This window comes from Candidatus Nomurabacteria bacterium (assembly GCA_023898645.1).
GTDB lineage: Bacteria > Patescibacteriota > Saccharimonadia > Saccharimonadales > Saccharimonadaceae > UBA2112.
The window spans coordinates 634,586-653,302 of the sequence record CP060232.1 but is presented as its reverse complement, the minus strand read 5'-3'; the positions used below and the strand labels follow the sequence as shown (position 1 = coordinate 653,302).

25 protein-coding genes are annotated in these 18,717 nt (G+C 46.0%); 14 read left to right on the top strand and 11 right to left on the bottom strand.

The annotated features are described in order from the left end of the window. Window positions 1-309: 309 nt before the first annotated feature. From H6797_03320 to H6797_03310, 3 genes are all read left to right on the top strand, one after another. The gene (locus H6797_03320) at window positions 310-459 is read left to right on the top strand and encodes a hypothetical protein (protein USN96083.1); all 150 of its coding nucleotides are present in this window, start codon (window positions 310-312) and stop codon (window positions 457-459) included. Window positions 460-696: 237 nt separating this feature from the next. Next, the gene (locus H6797_03315) at window positions 697-924 is read left to right on the top strand and encodes a hypothetical protein (GenBank protein USN96082.1); all 228 of its coding nucleotides are present in this window, start codon (window positions 697-699) and stop codon (window positions 922-924) included. Window positions 925-1,091: 167 nt separating this feature from the next. After that, window positions 1,092-2,750 carry an FAD-binding oxidoreductase gene (locus tag H6797_03310; protein USN96081.1) on the top strand — a complete coding sequence of 553 codons (1,659 nt, stop codon included), beginning with the start codon at window positions 1,092-1,094 and terminating at the stop codon, window positions 2,748-2,750. A gap of 42 nt (window positions 2,751-2,792) precedes the next feature. Here the strand turns inward: H6797_03310 and H6797_03305 are convergent, their stop codons facing one another. The 6 genes from H6797_03305 to secE all read right to left on the bottom strand — a co-directional run bounded on the left by H6797_03305 (window position 2,793) and on the right by secE (window position 5,985). After that, a complete protein-coding gene (locus H6797_03305; protein USN96080.1) occupies window positions 2,793-3,272 on the bottom strand; it encodes a hypothetical protein in 480 nt (159 codons plus the stop codon). Between the two features lie 69 nt (window positions 3,273-3,341). Beyond that, a complete protein-coding gene (locus H6797_03300; protein ID USN96079.1) occupies window positions 3,342-3,902 on the bottom strand; it encodes a hypothetical protein in 561 nt (186 codons plus the stop codon). Window positions 3,903-3,959: 57 nt separating this feature from the next. Continuing rightward, entirely contained in the window at window positions 3,960-4,385 is a 426-nt protein-coding gene (rplK, locus tag H6797_03295) for a 50S ribosomal protein L11 (GenBank protein ID USN96078.1), read from the bottom strand. 179 nt (window positions 4,386-4,564) lie between these two features. Continuing rightward, window positions 4,565-4,801, bottom strand: a complete 237-nt coding sequence (locus H6797_03290) for a hypothetical protein (GenBank protein ID USN96077.1) — start codon at window positions 4,799-4,801, stop codon at window positions 4,565-4,567. Between the two features lie 237 nt (window positions 4,802-5,038). Beyond that, on the bottom strand, window positions 5,039-5,581 hold the full coding sequence (nusG, locus tag H6797_03285; protein ID USN96076.1) for a transcription termination/antitermination protein NusG: 543 nt from the start codon (window positions 5,579-5,581) through the stop codon (window positions 5,039-5,041). Window positions 5,582-5,595: 14 nt separating this feature from the next. Continuing rightward, the gene (gene secE / locus H6797_03280) at window positions 5,596-5,985 is read right to left on the bottom strand and encodes a preprotein translocase subunit SecE (protein USN96075.1); all 390 of its coding nucleotides are present in this window, start codon (window positions 5,983-5,985) and stop codon (window positions 5,596-5,598) included. A gap of 144 nt (window positions 5,986-6,129) precedes the next feature. Here secE and H6797_03275 point away from each other — a divergent pair, with 144 nt between their 5' ends. Next, a complete protein-coding gene (locus tag H6797_03275; GenBank protein USN96074.1) occupies window positions 6,130-7,212 on the top strand; it encodes a glycosyltransferase in 1,083 nt (360 codons plus the stop codon). 45 nt (window positions 7,213-7,257) lie between these two features. Here H6797_03275 and H6797_03270 read toward each other — a convergent pair whose 3' ends face one another. Next, a complete protein-coding gene (locus tag H6797_03270) occupies window positions 7,258-7,947 on the bottom strand; it encodes a M48 family metallopeptidase (protein USN96073.1) in 690 nt (229 codons plus the stop codon). A gap of 7 nt (window positions 7,948-7,954) precedes the next feature. Next, a complete protein-coding gene (locus H6797_03265) occupies window positions 7,955-8,527 on the bottom strand; it encodes a hypothetical protein (GenBank protein USN96072.1) in 573 nt (190 codons plus the stop codon). A 120-nt stretch (window positions 8,528-8,647) separates the two neighbouring features. On the opposite strand from H6797_03265, the gene H6797_03260 reads away from it, so the two are divergent. After that, on the top strand, window positions 8,648-10,342 hold the full coding sequence (locus tag H6797_03260; protein ID USN96071.1) for a PAS domain S-box protein: 1,695 nt from the start codon (window positions 8,648-8,650) through the stop codon (window positions 10,340-10,342). A gap of 75 nt (window positions 10,343-10,417) precedes the next feature. Here H6797_03260 and H6797_03255 read toward each other — a convergent pair whose 3' ends face one another. Beyond that, on the bottom strand, window positions 10,418-11,059 hold the full coding sequence (locus H6797_03255; GenBank protein USN96070.1) for a hypothetical protein: 642 nt from the start codon (window positions 11,057-11,059) through the stop codon (window positions 10,418-10,420). 261 nt (window positions 11,060-11,320) lie between these two features. Between H6797_03255 and H6797_03250 the strand changes: the two genes are divergently transcribed. From H6797_03250 to H6797_03230, 5 genes are all read left to right on the top strand, one after another. Then, the gene (locus H6797_03250) at window positions 11,321-11,818 is read left to right on the top strand and encodes a hypothetical protein (protein ID USN96069.1); all 498 of its coding nucleotides are present in this window, start codon (window positions 11,321-11,323) and stop codon (window positions 11,816-11,818) included. 69 nt (window positions 11,819-11,887) lie between these two features. Continuing rightward, window positions 11,888-13,069: a hypothetical protein gene (locus H6797_03245; GenBank protein USN96068.1), complete on the top strand. Its 1,182-nt coding sequence runs from the start codon at window positions 11,888-11,890 to the stop codon at window positions 13,067-13,069. Next, window positions 13,063-14,028: an FAD:protein FMN transferase gene (locus H6797_03240; GenBank protein ID USN96067.1), complete on the top strand. Its 966-nt coding sequence runs from the start codon at window positions 13,063-13,065 to the stop codon at window positions 14,026-14,028. Before H6797_03245 ends, H6797_03240 begins: the two co-directional genes overlap by 7 nt. Beyond that, on the top strand, window positions 14,021-14,737 hold the full coding sequence (locus H6797_03235) for a ferric reductase-like transmembrane domain-containing protein (GenBank protein USN96066.1): 717 nt from the start codon (window positions 14,021-14,023) through the stop codon (window positions 14,735-14,737). Before H6797_03240 ends, H6797_03235 begins: the two co-directional genes overlap by 8 nt. Continuing rightward, window positions 14,734-15,387 carry a hypothetical protein gene (locus H6797_03230; GenBank protein USN96065.1) on the top strand — a complete coding sequence of 218 codons (654 nt, stop codon included), beginning with the start codon at window positions 14,734-14,736 and terminating at the stop codon, window positions 15,385-15,387. The genes H6797_03235 and H6797_03230 overlap by 4 nt, the downstream gene beginning before the upstream one ends. On the opposite strand, the gene H6797_03225 is transcribed toward H6797_03230, so the two are convergent. Beyond that, window positions 15,384-15,656 (bottom strand): hypothetical protein, encoded by a 273-nt coding sequence (locus tag H6797_03225; GenBank protein USN96064.1) that lies wholly within the window; start codon window positions 15,654-15,656, stop codon window positions 15,384-15,386. The genes H6797_03230 and H6797_03225 overlap by 4 nt on opposite strands. A gap of 46 nt (window positions 15,657-15,702) precedes the next feature. Here H6797_03225 and H6797_03220 point away from each other — a divergent pair, with 46 nt between their 5' ends. The 4 genes from H6797_03220 to H6797_03205 all read left to right on the top strand — a co-directional run bounded on the left by H6797_03220 (window position 15,703) and on the right by H6797_03205 (window position 18,323). Next, window positions 15,703-16,437 (top strand): hypothetical protein, encoded by a 735-nt coding sequence (locus H6797_03220; GenBank protein ID USN96063.1) that lies wholly within the window; start codon window positions 15,703-15,705, stop codon window positions 16,435-16,437. A gap of 365 nt (window positions 16,438-16,802) precedes the next feature. Next, complete coding sequence (locus H6797_03215) at window positions 16,803-17,003, top strand: hypothetical protein (protein USN96062.1); 201 nt, start codon at window positions 16,803-16,805, stop codon at window positions 17,001-17,003. A 362-nt stretch (window positions 17,004-17,365) separates the two neighbouring features. Beyond that, complete coding sequence (locus tag H6797_03210; GenBank protein USN96061.1) at window positions 17,366-17,812, top strand: hypothetical protein; 447 nt, start codon at window positions 17,366-17,368, stop codon at window positions 17,810-17,812. A 13-nt stretch (window positions 17,813-17,825) separates the two neighbouring features. Next, a complete protein-coding gene (locus H6797_03205) occupies window positions 17,826-18,323 on the top strand; it encodes a hypothetical protein (protein ID USN96060.1) in 498 nt (165 codons plus the stop codon). On the opposite strand, the gene H6797_03200 is transcribed toward H6797_03205, so the two are convergent. Further along, window positions 18,316-18,714, bottom strand: a complete 399-nt coding sequence (locus tag H6797_03200) for a hypothetical protein (GenBank protein USN96059.1) — start codon at window positions 18,712-18,714, stop codon at window positions 18,316-18,318. The genes H6797_03205 and H6797_03200 overlap by 8 nt on opposite strands. Window positions 18,715-18,717: the final 3 nt, after the last annotated feature.

Sequence of the window (18,717 nt, the reverse complement as noted above, 5' to 3'; positions counted from 1 at the left end):
CCTATACTCAAAGGCACTTCCTTGTTTCGGTCAAGAAATGAAGTCAATTCGTAGTCATCCTAGGGTGTTTTGCGACAGGACAGTCCGGTGTGCATTGCGCGCCGGACTGTCCGCTCAACTCATGCTTTCACTTGTCTATAACCACCTTACGGGGTGGTTTTTAAATACCCTGATGTAATTGACTTTTCAATGAACTTATGCTATAATTCTGGCAGTTTCGTCAAAGACGGACGTGAAATCATTTCATTGTCAGTGTCGGGCGAAATCGACATTTGACAGTGGAAGCAACTCAACCAGAAAGGGGCTATCATGCCCAATAGCGACGCTCCGGAACAGCTCGAACTGTTTCCGGGTACGAAGTTCTCGATCAAGAAGGCTGTCGTTCTGGATTCTGACGACCTCAGCTGGGTCAGCAAGCTCAACGACATCACCTACGTCAGCGACGACGATTTCGTCTGAGCTAGCTGGGTGTCCCGGTGCGAGTCATGAGACCGCACCGGGACGCCACCCGCTTTATGCTTCCACTGTCATACTTTTCCGCCTTATGGCGGATTTTTTATGCCGATTGACCAGACTTGGCGATTATGCTATAGTAGCTAGCAGTTTCGTCGTTCGGAATCAGATATTTTATCTGTTCTGGCTGCGAACGAACTTTTAGATGAGTGAAAATGTGGAGATACTACGAAAGGACGGTTCATGACCGACCAACGACGTACGCCAATTTCGGCCGCAATCGATAGAATCGGTGCCGCCCTCGATACCATTGAGGAAGAGCCCGCTAGCATGACCGAGAGTGACTTCATTCGTCTGAAGGACGAGCTTGCGCGTATGGTTATCCTGAATATCCTGCTGGAGCCTCGATTCAATTCGAAGCTAGCAGAGCGTCTGAGTTTGAACGGCATCGCCTTCGACTCTGCCGATTAAATCCGGACGAAACGTCCACCGAAGACCGCCGTGACAGGATAGGATTCCCCGGTGTGCCGTTTCGGCACGCCGGGGAATCCGCCCAATTTCACTTATTCCACACCCCTTCGGGGGTGTTTTTTCATATCTGGGCATTATGATTGTGACGCTTATGCTATGATTGACTTATGGAAGAAATCAAACAAGCACTTGCTCAAAGTGGCTTTAAGGGTGATGTCGATGACGCCCCTGCCACGCTCGACGCATATTCGCACGACGCTAGTATGTTCGAGGTTGTACCAAAACTAGTCATTGCTCCTAAAACAAGTAAAGACGTTGAAGCTGCGGTCAAAATTGTCGCGGAACGCAAAGCACACGATCCTCACCTGTCGCTGACGGCTCGTAGTGCCGGTACCGACATGTCTGGCGCTGCCATAAATGAATCGATCATCGTTGACTTTCAAAGGCATCTCAACAAATTTATCGATCAAAAACATGACAAAGCAACAACTCAGCCTGGAATTTTCTTCCGCGATTTTGACAAAAAGACCGGTGATTTTCTTCTGCCTTCCTACCCTGCTAGCCGTGATTTATGCTCGGTTGGCGGTATGGTCAACAACAACTCTGGTGGCGAAAAGTCGCTGGAATTTGGCAAGACAGAAAAGTATGTGCCACACATGAAGTTTGTGTTTGCTGACGGCGTAGAGCGAGTCGTTAAGCCGCTTAATAAGAGTGAACTCGATGCCAAGATGAAGCAAAAAGATTTCGAGGGTAAAGTTTATAAAGATCTCTACGAACTGATCGAAAAAAACTACGACAAGATCAAGGCAGCCAAACCAAACGTGAGCAAAAACTCAACCGGCTACAATTTGTGGAATGTATGGGACCGAGAAACTGGCGTGTTTGACCTAACGCAAGCTATCATTGGCGCACAAGGTACGCTTGGGTTTGTGACTGAAGCGACGTTGCAGTTGGTTCCGCGTCAAAAGCACTCAGGCCTGCTGGTGTTATTTATGAAAGATATTGATGAGTTGGGAGAACTGATACCAAAGGTGCTCGAACATAAACCAGCTACGTTTGAGAGCTTTGATGACCAAACTCTTTGGCTTAGTATAAAGTTTATGCCGAGTTTCCTGAAAATGCTCGGTCCAGTTAAATTCATTCACCTGCTCCTTAGTTTGATTCCTGATGGGCTGCAGCTTCTGCACGGTATACCAAAGCTCATCCTCATGGTCGAGTTTAATGGCAACACTGAAGAAGAAGTTCGACATAAAGTGCGTCAACTACACAAAGATTTGTCGCACCTAAAGGCACGATATGAAATCAATGGTTTTGAAGAAGACCCTACGGAAGGTTCGAGTGAGAAGTTTTGGATTATGCGTCGCCGAAGCTTCCAGCTACTTCGCAGCAAGGTGCGCGACAAGCACACGGCTCCATTTATTGACGATTTGGTTGTAAACCCTGAATATTTGTCAGAGTTTTTGCCTAAGATACGCCGTATTATAAAGAAATATAAGTTGTTCGCTACTATCGCTGGGCACATGGGCGACGGTAACTTCCATATCATTCCACTTATGAAACTTGAGGATCCAAAAGACCGCAAGAAGATTTTGCCTGCTATGAAGGAAGTTAATACGCTGGTACTGAAATATAAAGGGTCACTCAGCGGCGAACATAATGACGGACTAGTGCGTGGCCCTTGGTTGGAACAGATGTATGGCAAGGAAATAATGCAACTTTTCCGTGACACTAAAAACATCTTCGACCCGCTACATATCTTTAATCCGCACAAAAAGGCGAACGCCAAGTGGGATTATAGCTTCTCGCATATTCGCGATCACTTCTAGAGTCGGCTCGTGCATCCAAATGCGCGGGGCCCGTTGGCTGTGCTACTTGATAAGAATGGGCGGATCGATGAATGCTGCTACGGGAAGCGACAACGGTTCGGGCAGACGAGCAGATATTTTGTCCTCTATGTTACGACATTCCAGTTGTTTTGGGTCGAAAAGCTGCAGGGATAGAATGTAGTCAGCGTCTGAAAGCCCTTGGAGCACGTAATATCCGATTCTGCCTATGAGTCGCATTTCTCCGTAGTGTAGAGTGTGGGCTGGATCTTCGGGTGCTTTTGGGCGCAAGTGAAGGTATGCGTGCTGGACATGTACCGCAAAGTCGCGATGTTTTAGATTGTTCGGGTGGCCGTTAAGCAGTTTGAGTGCCTCGATCCCCATGTCTTTACGGAAGTCGGGCGGCTGATTGACGAGGTTTAGTTGGAGCTCCTGTGCTAAGTCGAGTGTATGCTGAATGACTTTTAGTTCTTTGTCTCCAGCTGACTGTTCCTTTTCCCATAGGCTGAAATCTGATTCTGACATAGCGTACTCCTTTTTTTTATGATAATCCTCGCTGCAACTATAGGCAAGCACCTGCCCTATTGAACCAGTCTAGCTATTTGCTATTTCGTCTGGTTTGAATTTGTATTCCTGCACTTTTTGTATGGGGAGTAGCAGGTAGTCGGGTAGCTCGTGGTCGGTATTTATATCGCCATTTGCATTAATGAGATATGGCTCAGATAGGCATAAAGTTATAAGGGTGCTTTCAACGCCTGTTTCTCCATCACGAAAGTCAATTGTTCGGAAAGTCGCCATGTTGCCACGAGCAAAGATGGTGCCTGAATATTGTGACGTTTGAAGTATTTCACGCTTTCGATGTGTTTTGTCGGTTTCAGGTACAGCAAATGCTTCGTCCGCCACTACTGCAAGTTGTTTCCCGTGGTATTGTCCGTAGTATTTGTAAGCTAATTTAGCAAGGCCGCGTCGCATGAGCGATGAATGTGCGTCCTCCGGATTTTTATACAAGTATTTATGGATTTCTTTTGCGCATTCTACTGGATCGGCTGTGTAGTCAACGATTGCGTCAAGTGGATCTTTGGGCATTTCCGGTAGTTCGAGGGCGTCAAAGGACGATTCCCAGAGTTTGAAGTGGTCGTTGTTTTCTATGCTCACGAAAATACTCCTCTTATTTGAGGAGTATTTTACATTATATTTGCAAATTTTGCAATATTAGTCGGCTATTTCGACGCCCATGCTGCGTGCGGTTCCGGCGATGGTTTTGACTGCGCCATCGAGGTCGATTGCGTTCAACTGGTCCATCTTTGCCTTGGCGATTTCTTCGAGCTGTGCACGAGTAATCTTACCGACTTTTTCGGCATGCGGCTTGGCGCTACCCTTTTGGATGCCGATAGCGGCGCGGATTGCGTCGTCTACAGGCTGACCGAGGCTCTTCCATGCGAATGTGCGATCTTCGAAAACCTGAATGTGAACGATAACATCTTTACCCATGTCGCCTTTAGTGGCGTCATTAAAAGGATTGATGAAATCCATCATGTTTAGGCCCCATTGACCGAGCGTGCTACCAACAGGAGGACCTGCGGTTGCGCGACCAGCTGGGATGCGAAGTTTTAGATTACCAATAATTTTCTTGGCCATAGTGATATTTTCCTTGTACTAAATACTATTTTGAAGCGTAAATATTTAGTGCGTAACTTACTGAATATAACAGATGTAGCGATATTTAGCAAGATGACGCTTGTGATAGCTGGGTTTTGCTTACCAATGAAAATGGGGCGACATAAGCCGCCCCATGGGGTGGTCGTGTGACCTACGTCTTAAGTGCTGCGGTCCACTTCGACCTCCGGCTCGCTGCCATCGTAGATGACACCGAGAATTCGGAGCGTCTCAATTGTTGCCGATGGGAGCCTTCCGACCGATTGACGGTCGAAATAGTGCTCTAGCTGGTCATCGGCGGTGATGCTGATTGTGACTTTGACCGGCACCCCGTCGAGAGTTGACCTGGTCGTAGTAGAAAACGAAACCGTGTCCGTTGCGGTTTGCACTGAATACACTCTTGTCACCTACTCCATAGTTCCGAGTCGTCAACAATGTCGTTGCCCGTATTGGCCACGATGTGCCATGTAGCAACGACGACGAATGCTGCAGCTCCGATAGTTACGCCGAGCGTTACACCGAGCGCGCGCTTCATAGATGTCCTCCAGGTTGATTGACTGAGACTTGATTATTATACCATATTACTGCAAAAAAAGAGTCCGGCTGGCCGGACTCTCTGTAGTGTAACAGTGTCTCTATACTTTTTTGACTTGGAGTGCGTCAAGCTCTACAGGGGTGTCGCGACCAAACATGCTAACCATGACCTTGATCTTGCCCTTTTGTGTGTCAATTTCGCTGATTGCACCATCGAAGCCTTTGAACGGTCCGTCTGTGATACTGACGACTTCGCCTTCAGCGTAGTCGATATGATGCTTTGGATCTTCAACTCCCATGCGTTTTTTGATTTTGGCAATTTCTGCATCAAAAACCGGAGTTGGCTCGGTGCCACTACCTACGAAACCTGTGACGCCAGGAGTGTTGCGGACGATGTACCAAGTTTCGTCTGTTAATTTCATTTCAACAAGTACATATCCTTGGAAAATCTTTGCTTCGACAACTTTTCGTTTGCCGTTTTTGATTTGGATCTGCTTTTCCTTGGGCACCATTACGTCAAAAATTTTGTCTGCCATGTCAACAGCATTGATACGCTGACGAATGCTGTCAGCCACCTTCTCTTCATAACCGCTATACGTGTGAATTGCGTACCATTTGCGGGTGCTGTCGTACCTGTTTGACATAGTGCTCCTTTATCTTACTTCTTTAGAATTAAATCGAATAAATATTTGAATCCGGCGTCTAGTAGTAGTACGAAGACGACGAAAAATGCGCTATAAGCTATAACTGCCAATGTGAGGCCCCAAGTGGCGCGGCGGTTTGGCCAGCGAACTTGACGTAGTTCAACCCATGCACCTTTGAAATAGCCGCCAATAGCACGTAAGACGCGAGGAGCTTTGAACTTCGTGTGAAGTTTCCTTGCCTTTTTGTCTTTTGTGACGACTTTAGACTTTTTCGCTGGAGTCTTTACGGTAGTCTTTGCTTCTTTAGACGGTTTATCGCTACTTGAAGCGTTCGCACGGATACGGACGACATTCGCGTCGTCTTTCACTTTGCTTTTCGATGACTTTTTGGTCGTATTTGCCACGTTGTTCTTTCTGTACTTAAATAGCCTGCTTGTCGCAGGCTGTCAATACAAAGTATAGGTGTAGTCGGCCGTAATGTCAAGCACCAGAGAAAGGGTGCGGGCAGAGGCGGACAACATGTATAAGGATATGTTAGTATAGTGGTAATGATTGACCTGTTTCTGCTTGGGGTTGTCGGCGCACTCGATATATTCATTCTCATCAGACTGCGTGTTGCGTTTCGAAGGTTGACTATGCCCGTAGATCTGCCTGTGCAAAAAGACTTGCCAACAGTTAGTATATGTATAACCGCGCGCGACGAGACGCACGCTATGACGCAGTGTTTAGAGCGAGTAGTTGCTAGTGACTATCCAAAACTTGAAGTTATCGTGTTAGACGACGGCTCACGCGACGACACGTCTATGCTTATAAAATCTTTTGCTCATGCCGGCGTTCGTTTTGTCGAAGGTAAGCCGTTACCGGAAGACTGGTTAGGCAAAAATTATGCCCAAGCTATGTTGGCAGATGAAGCTAGTGGTAAATATATATTATTTATGGATGTCGATACGCTCATTGAGCGGCACACTGTGGCGCGTCTTGTCAGCTACCTATTGTTTTATAAGGCAAAAATGGTGTCGGTTGTGCCATTAAGAAATAATCGCTGGGAGTCGAGCACTCTCGTTACTACAATGCGATACTATTGGGCGATGGTGCGATTTACGCCGACTCGTCCGCGCGCTGTGTCTAACGCGTGGTTGATAGAGCGGAAATTGATGTTAGATGAGTTGCAGAATGATACATCGCTTCAAAAATCTATGCTCATGGAGACGACAATTGCTCGTAAATTGGCGGCAGAAAAAGCGTATCGGTTGGTAATGAGCAGCTCGTGGTTGGGCGTACGTTTTGAAAAGAAATGGTCATCGCAAGTCGAGACAAGTATCCGCCTGCTCTATCCGCAGTGCGATGCGTTTTGGTTGCAGGTTATTTGGCTGGTCGTGCTTCTTGGCGTCACGCTTATACCGTATGCAGTTGTATGGTGGCAGCCATGGGCGGGGGTTTTGGTCGCACTGCAATATTTAATCGCCTACTATTACTTAAGCCGAGTATGGGTGCGTTATCGATTTGTCGGCGCATTGCTACTTCCATTCACTATAGCTCAGGAAATCGCGTTACTCATCGTCAGCTTGTACCAGTATAAGTTGGGCGTGGTCACCTGGAAGGGCCGACCTATACAGGTTTATAGAAAATAAACAAAGAACAGCGTGCTTTCATAGGGGTTTCAAAGGTCATCGAGTCTATACTGACGGCGAGTGAGATTTGAGCATTTTTCGGTGAAGCTTATACGAGGGGTCGGCCGTTTCGACAAGCGCCCAAAATTTTGGTGAGTGATTCATTTGTTTGGTATGACAAAGTTCATGAATGATAACGTAATCGATAAGTTCAAACGGTAGTTTCATGAGCGCTATGTTGAGGCTAATTGTACCGCTACTGCTGCAACTCCCCCAGCGGCTACTGGCATGCGAAAAACGAGCCTTCTCATAGTTGCAATCTAGTTTTTCGGCTAAGTAGGCCAACCTGCGCGGAAGGTAATTTTTAGCTTCGACACGCAGCGCTGCTGCTATAGTGTCTCGTACTTTTCGCTCGATTAACGGATCATGCAAATTGTCCCCTGGCGCTAGCGCAACTACGATAGACTGGCCGGTGCGCCGTACGCTTGTGCGGATGGACTTGCCTACGACGAGTTTATGACTTTTTCCAACTTCCATGCCGTTAGCCAAATTATAAGTGGGCGTCTGTTGTATTAACATTTTGCGAAGCTTGCTGCGAGATGATTTGACGAGCCGTTTTAGCGTAAATAGTGGCGCATACGGAGGTAGGGATGCGCGTAGCGTGCCGTCCGGAGCGACGCTTATGCGAATAGAATGCGCGCGCACACTTCGGCGGACAGTGATCTCGCCGAATTCCTCGTCATGTATTGTCGCCATGTTATTCCTATCGTATGAATCGTCCGCGTACAGGCGTCTGTCGAGGTGGAGGGGTGGCGATTCTTGGAGTTTCTTCGACGGGTCGATCCCCGGCTAGTCGTTTGAGAACCGCGCGCGCCTGAGAGGCGTACGTGTGTCTGCCACTTATGACAAGTACGGGTTCGCCTTTTGCTGGGTTCTGGAATTGTAGTATGCCTTCATCAAATTGTTTGACTGTCATCTTTGCGCCTTTGCCACGAGCGACTCGCTGTTCTGCTGTCGCGGGCTCGGTCTGGACCCAGATGAAAAGTGGTATATAGCCGTGCTTAACCGCCATGTCTATAATTTGTCGCCTGTCGGCTACCTTTTCCCCTCGTCCGTCTAGGACGATTGTCTGTTTTGTCAGAAATAATTGCTTTAGCGTATAGTTAGCGACTTTGTGAAATGTCGCCTCGTCTTTGACGATGCCGGCAAGTTCGACGTAGTCGATAAACGGCGTATTGAATGTTTTTGCAAACTTCGAAGAAAAGGCGCTTTTGCCTGCTCCCGGTATGCCAATCGCCAACAACAAATATGGTCTGCTCAGATGAAGTGACTTCATATTGTTGCTAGTATAGCAAAGAGAATACACTCTAACAAAAAAAAGTTAGTACATAGCAAATACTCCTGACAGTGGTCTCATCTAGATAAAACTTATGTTTTATATTAAGATGCTTATGTAATGATTGATGATACTCGCGTACTCTCAAAGAGGCTGGCCCTTTCGCTAACGGGCATGTTAATCATCATTGCGGTGGTTATAATGCTTTTACTCGCATTTGGTAATGGCGTGCCTCAGCACTACACCCCTCTTGTAAGAAACTTCTTTTTTCTTTCTGCCTTTCTCGTGACACCCATACTCACATACATGGGTACGAAATCTTCTCATTTTAAATTACTTACCATCGTTTGGTATCACTTTACTATGGCAGTGTTGCTGCTATGGTTCTCTGAGATTTTTAGTCCATATACCGTGCTTTGGTCGATTTTGATTTTATGGGCGTCTATTTACTTTGGCTGGACGGGGTTTGTTATGAGTAGCTTGTCTCTTGTGCTTACGGGTGCGGCGTATTCATTGTTGTTTGCTAACGACCTTGAGCCGAATGTTCTTGTGTATTCTGGTAACTCCGTTATGGTCGTTCTTATGACGATTTTGCTTTCGTATATATTTGTTAATATCATTTCGCATAGTCGCAAGAAGGCCGTTGATTTACAGAGGTCACAGCATTCAGAACAGCTACAGGTGAACCGCCTGAATACACTGCTAAACAGTATTAGCGACGCAGTTATGACGCTTAATCGCTACGGTCGCGTCACCTCTCAAAATGCAGCCGCTCAGGTGTTTTTTGATACTAACGAATCTCTCATTGGGCGTAATATCGATCAGATTTTGGAACTTACAGATATGAACGGTCATCCCGTAGGTGTGACGGAATTGGCGCGAACGATTAAAACGTCAAGTACGCGAGACGATCTGTCTACTGGTAAAGGTGAAGATATAAAGCATTTGAATGTGCAGATGTCTCGAATTCGTGGAACCTTTAATGACGAAGAAGAGTACGGAGTTGTTTTGATACTGCGTGACATTACGAAACAAAAAACACTAGAAGAAGAAAAAGACGAGTTTATAAGTGTTACTAGTCATGAGCTTCGCACGCCGGTTGCTATTGCCGAAGGCAGCTTGAGTAATCTTATGCTTATGCAGGAACGTAAAGCTTCTGAAATTAAAATTCATGATGCCGCCGAGGCTGCGCACGCACAGGTCGTGTACTTGGCTAACATGATCAACGATCTTTCGACATTGTCACGCGCCGAGCGCGGAGTGGGAGACTTCGTTGAATCGGTAAATGTTAACACGATGCTGCATGACCTTTACGGTAGGTATGAAAACGAAGCACACATGAAATCACTACAGCTTAATCTGGACGCCGAGACCAACCTGCCGTCTATCGAAACAAGTCGATTGTATCTGGAAGAAATATTGCAAAACTTCATTACTAACGCCATAAAGTATACCAAGGATGGGTCAGTTACCTTTGGTGCAAAGATGGAGTCGGATAGTCGAATCCGGTTTTTTGTTACCGACACCGGAATCGGTATGAGCAAGTCGGACATAGAACATATTTTTGAAAAATTCTATCGTAGCGAAGATTATAGGACACGCGAAACTACCGGTACGGGGCTTGGGTTGTATGTGGTCGCTAAACTTATCGACAAGCTTGATGCAAAGATTAACGTAGATAGTCGCCTGAACAATGGTTCGACGTTTAGCTTTACACTTGCGACCAAGACAAACAGAGACGTAGATGCTCCCGGTATAGACCAAGTTGGCGCAGTATCGGATGGCTCTGAAAAGGAATTTGAACCAATCTCGTAGATAGAAGCGTGCGTGAAAAGAAAAGACCCGCCTTGTCATGCCAGTGAGGCAAGCACAAGACGGGTTTGAGAGTGGTTAGGCGGTGTCTGGGCGTAACGGATTGCCGATTTCGCGGATGGCTTGACCCTGGATCTCGGAGTCAGCCAACGCGTTTTTGTTGACCATCAGCTCGGTCCATACGACGCCGTGAGTGAGTAACTCTTCCTGGACGGCCTTTGTCCGGCTGGCCGTAAAAACTCCAGCAGAATTTAGCTCTACGGCGGCTGGGGTGTTTTCTAGATAATTCAGAATCGCATCCTGAATCTTACCCCTCGCGTATTCGCCGATGTCCGTGAGATGCCACTCGGACGCCTGATAGACGTAGCCCTTTTCGATGTGCCATTTGATTGTCGCGGATAGCTGCCATTTTTCGCGATGACCACTTTCCGTCGGGCGCATCACACCGTCGAGTAAGATAAGGTCCACATGGTCTTTCATGTTGACGACAATGACGCGGTATAGTCCAGCTAATCGGATCAGGACGCCCGTATATTCCTTGACTTGCCCCGTTTCCTTGTCTCTTATGACGCTGCCGCCACGAGGTTTGGTCACGATTGCAAGTTCGTATTCACGGACGATATGAAATGATTTGACGAAACCGGCGATGCCACCGGCGCCACCAAGTACACTCAAAATCACAGGCCAGTTCGCACTGAACCATGCAAAGATGCTGCTCACCTTACTCACCTCCCTCCAAAGGTGCGATTGTCAGCGTGATTTACGCCGGCGTTGCTGACAGTCTACCACATCAGGCAAAGCTCGTACAACTTACATGTAGTTGGGCAAGATTAATGATAATACTTATAAAATTGTCCATACGACGAAACACCTTGCTACATGCATTGTATGAATGTAAATGGTCGCTATTTCAGTAAATTTGCCCTATCGAGAGCATAACTATTTTGACGTTACAGGCACAAGTGGTACTGTGGGAATATTATGACTTACGGTACGACCGAAATTATATCTACGACCGATCACAATAATTCTGGAATTATTTTGGACTATGGTAATTGTAATTTGTCTTATGAACAGATGGCGATTGAGATGCGTGAGAAGGCAGCTGAACGACTCGGTGAATTTAATAGTATGTGGGAAAGAATTCAACTAGATCTACAGTGGCCCGTTCATGCCGATGCCGAAGGCCGACTAGACGGCTATAGCGGTCATAGGAATGTGACATTCGAAGACAGAATGGGTCGTTGTGCGCTTGGCTTTCATCTTGTTACTTTTGACGGCGATGACTACAGGGCCATTACCGCCTACAGACGTAAAATCTATGCCGACAATCGACGAAGAGTAAATTATACTTCCGATGAACTTAGTCTGCGCGCGCAAGACATCATAAATGATCCGAAAGACCCTGCAGTGGGGCACCGAATTGGCGTTATGCGAACTTGGGTTGAAAAATATTATTCAGCAGAGCCATATTTATAAAATTTTGATGGAAGTTTTTAGTATGTATACAACACGTCATGACAAATTGACTGCTATAATGATTATGTCGTGTTTATACATAAGTATGTCGTAGAGGACGCGGAGCAGATCACTGCTTCTACTCTGTTATTGTCCTTAAAAAGTAAGGATAAATTTCCTTTTACATTTCAGCCTGGGCAGTACGCGGCAATAAGTTTTTCGCATAACTTTAGACCGACTCCAGCTCGTTGCTTTTCTATCGTCAGCTCACCTACTCAGCAAGAAACTTTGCAGTTTAGTATGCGAACGCGCGGTCGTTTTACGACAGCATTGTCGAAAGTAAAAAAAGGCGACATCGTAAAAGTACGTGGACCATTTGGTGGTTTCGTTTTCGATGCCGAACGTGATAAAGACGTTGTTTTGCTGGCGGGTGGCATAGGAATCACCCCATTTATGAGTATGGTACGATTTGCTTCAACCATTCATGCAGACTGCGACATAGTACTTGTCTATAGCTGTGCGTCACAAGACGACGTGCCTTTTAGAAGTGAGTTAATTAAGATGCAGGATCAAAATCCACGGCTTAAAGTAGTGTTTGTGATTGGTCATGGTCCAGTCGATAAGTTCGAAAAACAAGAGGTTAAATCAGGCCGCATCACTCCTGAGTTGCTCGACGAGGTTACTGGTCATCATTACGGTGATAAAACGTTCTTTTTGTGCGGGCCGCCTCCATTTATAAATGCCGCAATTAGTACTTTGCGCGCTAAGGACGTTAGTCGAAGTCAAATTATGACCGAGGCGTTTAGTCAGGGCTCTCGCCGACAAACGGGGCAAATTCGTAGCTGGCCGTACAATATGTATGCCTTGAGCGCTGTTGGGTTATCTTTGGGCAGTGTTGTTGTAATGGCAAGCGACTTGCTGAAAAGTATGCCATCTAGTTCGCTGCTCGACAATAATACCACCGAAGGTAGTACGCTAACGAACGGCAGGCAGCAAGATTTGGATAAACTAGTAAATCAACTACCGGCATTGGACAGTCACCTGCCAGTATCGAAGGCAGTATCCGAAGCTTTGGCAAAAGTGGCGGCAGCTGAATCACAAATCAAAGCGAATAGTTCTACTGGTACCGTGTCGCAGACCGGCTCGAGTACTCAGGGAGCCTCGGCGCCAACTACACAGTCAACGCCAGTCGTAAATACTACACCGACGGCAACCGCGCCGCAGCCAACGCCAATATGCACGACGACACCAAGCGGGGTAACTACATGTTAAAGCAGCATTTTCAGACGAAGCGGGTTGTAGGCTCTGACGTTACTTTGATGATTGTTTCGGATATGCCTGATGCAGTAGCTGAGCAACTGCTGGAGATTCTTTGGGGCATTGCGTTTCGGTTTGAGCGTCAGTTTAGCCGCTTTATTCCAGAAAGCGAACTGTCTTTGTTTAATCGGACTGGTGGCCGTAGGCGTCACATTAGCCCAGCATTTCGTGAGCTGCTACTGGCTGCAAAAAGTATGACTGAAGTAACAGGGGGCTTATACAATCCGTTTATCTTGCCTGCTCTGCAACGCGCTGGTTACACGAAATCATTTATGCCTGGGCATGAAAATGATGTCCAAGACGATTATTCAAATAGACTTGTTGTGTCAGTTGATAATTTTGAAGTTGGCGATGAATGGGCGAAGATTCCTTACGGCACATCGATTGACATGGGCGGTTGCGGCAAGGGGTATCTTGCGGATCAGCTCGCGGCATGTTTGCCTGACGAAGTTGTCGGTTTTTGGTTTTCATTAGGTGGGGATATCGTGGCGGGCGGTCATGATGAGAATAGAAAGCCATGGACGGTGCGTATCGCGGATAGTTCCACATTAGATAATCTCAGTCCTTTTATATTCCAGCCGATTAATTTTGATACGTTTGCTGTTGCGACTTCTGATACGAACGTACGGCGCGGAACTAGTACCGACACAAAAGACTGGCATCATATCATTGACCCGCGCACGGAACGGCCATCGATGTCTGATGTCCGGGTGGCGTCGGTTTATTGCGATAAGGGCATAGATGCGGACGTACTGGCATCATGCGCGGTAATTTTGGGTAGCGAAAAAGCAGTGCCTTTTTTGAAGTCACGAAATGTAAGGGCTGCGCTTCTACAAACTTATGATGGAAAAAACGTAAAATTCGGCCGAAGTCTAAGGTTGAATAAAAACGTAAAGGCGGTGGCTCATGCGTAAGTCCATATTGGCGTTATTTTTTGCTCTGGCAGTGCTATTTGGATTGTTTGCAGACGTCCAGCCTGCGGCAATTGCAGCTAGTACTGACAATAGTATCAAAGTCCAGACTATACCTGGACCAACGTTAGCTGAGCGTATGCTGGAACGAGCCAAGAGTTCGTGGCCGTGGTACATAATTCGTGCCAGCGGTATTGTCGCAGCGGTTGCTCTGCTTATCCTTATATTATCGGGAATTGGTCAGGTTACGGGTTATACATACCGATTTCTTGAACCGCTGACCGCATGGGCTTCGCATAGAGCGTTAGGAATTGCTTTTGGAGTATCCGTATCTATTCATATGTTCGGACTACTCTTCGACCATTTCGTACCATTTAATATTTGGCAGATTTTGATACCTTGGCTATCGGACTACAAAGTAGTGACGTTGTTTGGATTGCATTTAGGCTCCTTGTACGTAGCTATGGGTACCTTGGCATTTTATTTAACTATGATCATAATAATCACTTCGTTACTTTGGGTAGAAAAAAAGCCGATTATTTGGAAGTGGGTACACCTACTCTCCTATGTAGTTATACTATTCGTATTTGTTCATGCGCTGTATTTGGGTACAGACTTAGCCGACGGTTTGTTGCGCATACTTTGGGTTGGTATGGGTGCGGCAATCGCCGTAAGTATCTTATATAGACTTTGGAGAGCAAAAACGATATGAAAGGTGAACTTTTATATGCGTATAGCCCGGTACGTTGGCGCATTATGTGGGCGATTGTTTATGCGGTTCTGCTGGCAGGAGCACTGTTCGCGCTGTATCAATTTGGCAGTCAGATAGGCACTCATAGCGTTCCTGTTGGTGATGTGCGATTATCAATTCCCTATTCTAAGTTTTTAGTAGGTGAAACCGTGCCGTTTACTGTACACAATGGTTTCAATAGTACTATTTATGTAACCAACAACTGTCCGTCCGAGCCGTTAGAAGTATTTAAATTAGAAAGTGGCACCTGGAAACGGATTCACGATACGGTCGCTCTGAGCGATTGTCCCTTGGAGGGTCGTCAGATAGCCGTGCCGGCAAATGGATCAATGTCCGGTACGTTTAAAGAGTGGCGCCATCTATTTAATAAGCCGGGCAAGTACCGAGTAGTGGCGTATGTGGAATATTACAATGCTCTGCCGTATCAGGATTTTGAAGTTATATCGAAGCCAAAGGTGCCTAGAGTTCCTGTCGCACCAGCAGTGCCTACTATCTCGAATATATTGAACAGAAATAGTGCTACGTCACCATCGTCGACGGTTAGCCCTACTGTTAAGCATCCGGTAACGAATCATACGGATGAAGACCGATTTGAACCTAATGATGACTAGTTGAAGTAGCCGTATATTACGGAAAGTATCACAACGCCGCCGAGTAGTCGACGAAAACCACTGTCGCCCATTGCGATCTCTAGATAGGCCCACGTAAATAAAAATGCATTGCTAAGAGAATGGACGCTACTTTTCAAGTTGCTGTCACCTATGAAAAAGAGTGAGATATACAGCAGCAGCCACGCTATAATCGGAAAGTTTGGAAATTGAGCAATTGTCCATTCGCCATTTTTGTTTTTGAAAAAGTTGAGACTCTTGTTGTTCTTCACCTATCTATTTTAGCGCAGATTGAGAATGATGGTAAAATGCATTGATATGGCAAGTTTTGAAGATGGTGTTTTTACAACCTCTGAAGCAGATAATCTTGACGACCAATCACAAGAAAATCGTACAATTTATCGTCGCGCGATCGACTATCTGAAGGATGCTAAAGTAACAGTTGCCGCAGCTTTAGGACTAGTCGCTGTAAATTTGGTGTATGGCGATAGTTTAGCCGTACACACCAGCGACCCGCTGACAAAACAACTAGAAATGGCAATCCCTTCGGCGTTTGGAACACCGGATGGTATTGGTATTAAGGAACTAGATTTTGCCGGAGCGACCGGGCTTACTCTCGCTACTCTCGAAGCTGCCCGTCGAACGACGCCGTTACGCGAGCTGGCGGCCACCGCCATTAGTGCGCAGATGATTAGTTGCGGAACAGATGCGCTGATTGATCAAACTGGCCTCATTGGCAATACTGTGGACGTGGGCTCGTCGTCGATAGCGGCTGCTTGGGGGACAAAGTTTTTGCTTGATCGTGCAGTAAGTGCCGAGGATGAAACAAAACGTCGACGATGGAAGCTTGGTGCCGCGGCATTTGCTTCAATAATGACGTTTGGTGCCTATGTATTTTTGGGTGGAGATGACGGTAAAATTGATATGATATCGCATGGTAGCGCACTTGCAGTAGGAGTGGCTGCTTATAGGTTTGGTACGTGGCGAAATACGCATCGAAACAAAGCAAACGCGCCTCCCCTGTCCTTACGTTTAAATTCTGAGATTGCTTGATTTGCATGAAATAAAATATCCCGACATTATCGTCGGGATATTATATAGCTATTCTGATGGATGAGCTCTATGGCTACTTGTTCAGAGCTGCCAGCTTCTTCTTTTTCATGCGTCGCTTGTGCGAAGCTCCGTGCTTGTTGCGTTGTTTAGCCATTTTATAGGTCCAATCTTTATTGATACTTTGTCAATTTTAGCACACTATTGACATATACGGCATTATATTTAAATATCTAGCTGTAATTTTCTTGCATATTGTTGTTACGAATTTTGAATTGGCCTATTCCAAATAGTTATGTAATGTGTTATAATATACATATCTAACCTTGTAGTTGGATGTGCCTGACACGACAATAGTAAGGAATTTGATGAGCAACAACATTGACCTGACTATCCGCTCTGACGCTCGCCGTTATGTGCAGGAAGCTTGCACTGATGCGGTTTGGCGTCAAAGGGCTGATGAGGTACGCGCTGCGAATGGTGGCATGTTGCCACGAGAGTGGGGATGCTTTCCTCCTATGCCAAGCCTTGTCTCACGTGTTTCTCGACAATTAGTCGACCAGGTATAACTCCGCGTCGGACGCGCATGTGCTTTACATAGAAGTACTCCGCGTCATCAGGCGCGGAGTATTTTTATGTTTTAGTGTAATAGTGAAATTCTCAATCTTGGCAGGGGCATGAGTCCGACGCTTGGATGTCCTCGCTATGCTAGCGAGGAACATCCGCTAGGTACTGTGCAAATCAAAGATTTGACAGTACGCGTATCTCAATCTTGCGCCTGCTAAAGCAGCCGCGACTGAGGTTCGATCCTCATGCTCGATTGCCAAGAAGAAGAGCCAGCACTAGGCTGGCTTCTCTTCTTGGCAGGGGTACATGGATGAAGATAGAACTTTTTACTCTGTTAGCGAAAACGCTATTTCAGGAGGTAAAAATGTTTAGGCTATCATCATCTTCACTCTACAATCAGTCTACATTTTATGACAGGTTTTACAAAGACCTTCGGAGTGCAAGACATCGTGTAGTTATAGAAAGTCCGTTCATTACTCAGCGTCGTTCTATATCCTTGCTTGTCGTCTTTGCAAAACTTAAAAAGCGCGGCGTTGAGGTTATCGTGAATACGAAACCTATTGAGGAGCATGATCCGCAGTATCAAGATCAAGTGATCAAGGCTATCGAAATGATGCAGAGTATGGGAGTTACTGTCCTAATGACGATCGGCCATCACAGGAAACTAGCTATCATCGATGATATCCTCTACGAAGGTAGTTTGAACATACTATCTCAAAATGATAGCTGTGAGTTAATGCGTCGCATAGACGATGCTTCGTCAGTACAAGAGATGCTACGCTTCATAAAACTGGAAAAATGGTATAAATGATATGATAGATAGTATGGAATATCTAGCGTTAAGTGCCGGAGTTTTGTTTGGTCTTGCGTACCTACATTTTTCACAGGCTATCGATTGGATCCTTGTTGTACTTCACTATGCATTCTTTAGGTCAAAAGATAGCTTCTACGGATTGTATGATAATACTGAGCAAGAATCGGTTTACGAGCATCTGAAGTACACGGAAACAATAGCCGTGAAAGACTACGCAGATTATCTGCGCATACACCAGTCGGCTCGCCCCTCAGCGTATAAGCGATTCAGGAAATATTACGACACGTTAGTGCGAGTAATCTTAGTTCGTGTTTTGCCTATCACACTGTTACCGGCAGTCCTATTTTGGTCAAATTGGTACTACTACATTGGAGGCGTGCTTATAGCTTTAGGCGTTTTAGCGCTCTATGCAATTATCGTAAAACCACGTGGTGCTGGTGCTCGTAAGAGACTCATGGTCTTTGCGGTAATGCGCGACTACCTAAAAGATCATAAAAAGACTAAATAATCTCGGCTATATCTTTTAGTTGGTTTGGGTTTTTCTGAAGGTCTATTAAGATAAAGTTATCGGTGGCATTGTGTCGCTCAAGTACCTTTAGCTCATCCTGCCATAAGTCATCATCGAGCCATATAAACTTCTCAGAGAAGTTTATTCCGTCCGTCTTCATTTCATTCCAGACGGACGGCTTAATTTTATCCAGTAGTGGCACGGTTTCCGGTCTGAGGTGTGGTGCGAGCACTTCTTTAGTCCTGTTTTCGCCTCTCCAATTGTGTGTAGTCAGCCAATAGGTAGAATCGGGATATGTTGCTAGTACAGCCTGTAGAAACTCATCTGCATAGTTAGCCGCGTTACTCTCGTTGGCTAGCAATACACCGTCAATGTCCAGATAAACATTCATGTC